We start from the raw sequence: 415 nt of genomic DNA, 5'->3' as shown, positions 1-415 counted from the left end.
TCACTCGGTCCCAGATCACCAAGGAAGTCAAGGCCAATCGCGGTGACGTCGTCGCCGGATTCACAATGGTCTGCCGCCTCTTCAAGCTCGTGGTGGAGAGGCGGGCCGGGGGCGACCCGAGGCTGTTCGATCACCTGATGCAGTACGCGGACACCGTGCTCAAGCAGCACGGCCCGCCCAGCTGAGCACCCACCAACGAAGGCCCCGCCGGACTCCGGCGGGGCCTTCGCCTCGCGTAATGCGTGCACACGTGCACGTGCACACGCGTGCACACGAGACCCCCGATCTGTCAAGCCCCCTTGAAGGGAGGTGCACCGTGTCCGATGACACGGACGACACCGGCGGCGGGACGCTGGTCCAGGGCCCCTGGAACGGCGATGCCACCTACACGCTGCCGCCGATCCCGGATTTCATC

General features: G+C 66.7%; 1 pseudogene. It reads left to right on the top strand.

Annotated elements, in window-relative coordinates:
• Positions 1 to 185, top strand: a pseudogene (locus tag G3I17_RS39425) (hypothetical protein); the annotation flags it as partial.
• Positions 186 to 415 lie beyond the last annotated feature (230 nt).

The organism is Streptomyces sp. SID13031, assembly GCF_010548305.1.
GTDB lineage: Bacteria > Actinomycetota > Actinomycetes > Propionibacteriales > Kribbellaceae > Kribbella.
Note: the sequence above shows the minus strand (reverse complement) of the source record. Positions and strands in the feature narration are given on the sequence as shown.